The organism is Streptomyces katrae (genome assembly GCF_000966975.1).
Classification (GTDB): domain Bacteria; phylum Actinomycetota; class Actinomycetes; order Streptomycetales; family Streptomycetaceae; genus Streptomyces; species Streptomyces katrae.
In genome coordinates this window covers 1-2894 of record NZ_JZWV01001192.1, presented here as the reverse complement: position 1 = coordinate 2894, position 2894 = coordinate 1, and the positions used below count along the sequence as shown (strand labels likewise).

Here is a 2894-nt window from a genome sequence, read left to right as displayed (position 1 = left end):
GCACGCCCAGGGCGTAGATGTCGGCGGCCTGCGACGACACCCGGCCGCCGACTGTCTCAGGTGCCATGAAAGGGGCTGGCAGGACCGATGGCGGAACGATCTCCTCGCCGTGCCGCCCCCGTTCGGCAGTCGGGCTTGTCCGGCAGGAGGACAAGGCCATCAACAAAGGGCGCCCCGTCGTGAGCCAGACACCCGAGGGGATCAGTACGCCGTAGCTGACGCCATGCTGGTGCAGACCGGCCAGGGTCTCGCAGAGTGCGCCACCCAGTGCACGGATGCGGTCCGCCGGCTGCGGTTCGAGTGTTCCGGTCGTGGAGCCGGCGACGGCGGCGAGGGTGACGGCGGGTGTGTAGGCCAGGGAGGCCCACGGCGGCTCGTCTGCGGTGTGAAGCTCCAGTACCTCCGGAACGCCTGGCACCGAAACGCCGGCCAGGAGCTCGGCCGCCGCGCATGCGGCACGAGGAAGCATGCAGATCAGGGCGTGAACATGCGCGCGGTCACGGCCCAGGTACATGGCCGGCGATGTGGCGGGCCGGGGTGGGCGGCCGCGTACGGCGGGCCCCTGTTCCGCCTTCGGCTCAGGGCCGGAGCGCGCGGCTCCCGGGCTTGGCCATCGGGCGAGCACCCGGTACGGTCCGACGGACCTCGGGTCGCCGTCGAGCAGCCTCTCCATACCCGTCCCCCTCATCGGCGGCCCTCACGGGGCCGTTTCACATGGCCGGAAGCGCGCTGACGCTCGAACCGCGCTGCCAGACCACCCTGCCTGCGACCGCGGCTCCCTGCCAGGGGGCCGCGGAGGCGAGCGCCGGAGCGAACACGTACTGGGCCGCTGCACGTCCCGTATGCACGGCGAGGATGCCCAGTTCGGGATTGGCGAGCGCGGCGTGGACGCCGGCGCCGACGACCAGCGGCCCCGGGCGCGGGGCGAGTTCGGCGCCCGCGGCCACCGTCCAGGCCGCCTTGCCTGTCACCGCGTCGACGGCCCTGAGCTGAGCCCCGTCCCGCACGTACAGCTTGTCGCCCGTCGCCGTCGGCTCCCCGAAGCCCGCGCGCTCGTCGGCGGCCAGCTGCCACAGGCGGCCTCCCCCTCGCGGCGCCAGGGCGGTGAGCGCGGCTCCGCCCCCCAGCACCACGGCCTCGCTGGACATGGCGGGCCGGCACGCTTCGGTGTCGGGCGCCGGCCTGTCGGCGCCGCTGATGTCATAGCGCCACATCCGTGCACCGTCCGCGGCGGACAGGGCTGCCACGGCCCCGGTGGCGGACACCACGGTCACCAGACCGTGGCCGCCGGCCGCCGCGACCGGGCCGGGTACGGGCAGCTTGCCGTGCCAGCGCTGGGTACCGTCAGCCGACCGCAAGGCGCGTATCTCGCCCGCACGGTCCAGGACGTACACGGTGTCACGGTCGACGGCCAGCAGACGGTCGGCGTCTGCCTTGATCCTCTTGAGAACCGCACCGTTGGCCGCGGCCAGGAACAACACGGTCCCGTCGGTGTCCAGCGCGATGGGACGGCTCCCGCCCCACACCTCTCGTACGGCGGGGCCGCGCCAACGCCGTCGGCCCGAGACGATGTCGTAGGCGGCGAGCCCGCCGCCGCGCTCCTCGAAGTACGCCGCGCCGCCGATGTCCCCCGGCGGAAAGCGTGGCGTGACCGCCGCGCCTTCAAGCGACCACAGCGCCGGCGGCACCTCGCCGGGCTCACCGGACCAGCGGGGCGCGGGATCGTGCCGGGACGGCGCCTCCGAAGAGGACCGGCCCCAGACCAGAGCCCCTACGGACGCGCCCCCGAGGACGACGGTGGCCCGGGGCCGCCGGCCAGCGCGGTCGCGGCTCGTTCGATCTCCGCGGCGTCGGCGACGACGCTGGGCGGGAGCCACCGTTTCGCCGCTCCCGCGCCGACCCCTCTCGGGTCCAGTTCGGACGCGAGCTCTGCGGCGGTGGGCCGATCGGCTGGCCGTTTCTCCATGCAGCCGCGTACCACCCGGGCCAAGGTGCCCGGTACGTCCTTGAGATCGGGTTCCTCGTGGACGATCCGGAAGTCGGCTCCGGCCTGATCACCGTTGTAGAACACGTGCCGTCCCGTCGCGGCGAAGACGAGGAGTGCTCCGGCGCAGAACACGTCGCTGGCTGGTCCGAGCTCTTCCTGCATCACCTGCTCCGGTGACATGTACCCCGCTGTCCCGGGACGCTGTCCGGCGCTGGTGAGGGTGCGGTCCCCTGCCATGCGCGCAATACCGAAATCAACCACTCTGGGGCGGTTCAGGGCCATCAACACATTGGACGGCTTGAGGTCCCGGTGGACGACGCCCGCTGATTCCAGCGCCGTCAGCGCTCGCCCCAACGCTCCGGCCAGGGCGCACACCGCGGTCACGGACAGCGGCCCGTGACGGCGTACGGCCTGTTCGAGGGTGGACGCCGCGACGAACTCCGAAGCCAGCCATGGCACCGCGGCCAAAGGCGCGGAACGGAGCACGGCAGCCACATAGCGACCGCGAACCGAGGCCGCGGCGGCCACTTCCCGGGCGAAGCGATCTCGCAGTGCCTGGTCGTTCAGCAACTCGGGACGGATCGTCTTCAGCGCCGCCCGTCGGCCGTGGCCCTTGGCCAGATAGACCGTCCCCATGCCGCCTGCGCCCAGGATTCCCAGAATCCTGTAGCCGCCGAGCTCCGCGGGCAGTCCGCTGGGCAGTGAGGCGATCACTGGCGTCATGGTCCCGCATAGTAGATGCCCTACCGGGGCGGGCACCAGGCAGGCGCAGCGGAGCACCGCCGGCAAGGGTCAGCGACAGGCCTATCCGATGACCCGTAGAAGCGGCAGCCCCAGAGTCAGTGCTACGACGACGAAGTTGCCGACGAGCCAGGCCACGGCCACGGCGGCCGATCGGAGGGAAGTG

The 2894-nt window shown here is 72.5% G+C and carries 2 protein-coding genes and 1 pseudogene; all 3 read right to left on the bottom strand.

Annotated features, from left to right (window positions below; translation table 11 throughout):
• Nucleotides 1-514: pseudogene (locus VR44_RS34780) on the bottom strand (hypothetical protein); the annotation flags it as partial.
• A gap of 196 nt (nucleotides 515-710) precedes the next feature.
• Entirely contained in the window at nucleotides 711-1688 is a 978-nt protein-coding gene (locus VR44_RS34775; RefSeq protein WP_045951635.1) for an outer membrane protein assembly factor BamB family protein, read from the bottom strand.
• A gap of 83 nt (nucleotides 1689-1771) precedes the next feature.
• A complete protein-coding gene (locus tag VR44_RS34770; protein ID WP_094192115.1) occupies nucleotides 1772-2710 on the bottom strand; it encodes a serine/threonine-protein kinase in 939 nt (312 codons plus the stop codon).
• Nucleotides 2711-2894: the final 184 nt, after the last annotated feature.

Excerpts from the sequence above, each read along its gene's own strand:
- VR44_RS34770 (WP_094192115.1), bottom strand. The coding sequence starts at position 2,710 with ATGACGCCAGTGATCGCCTCACTGCCCAGCGGACTGCCCGCGGAGCTC.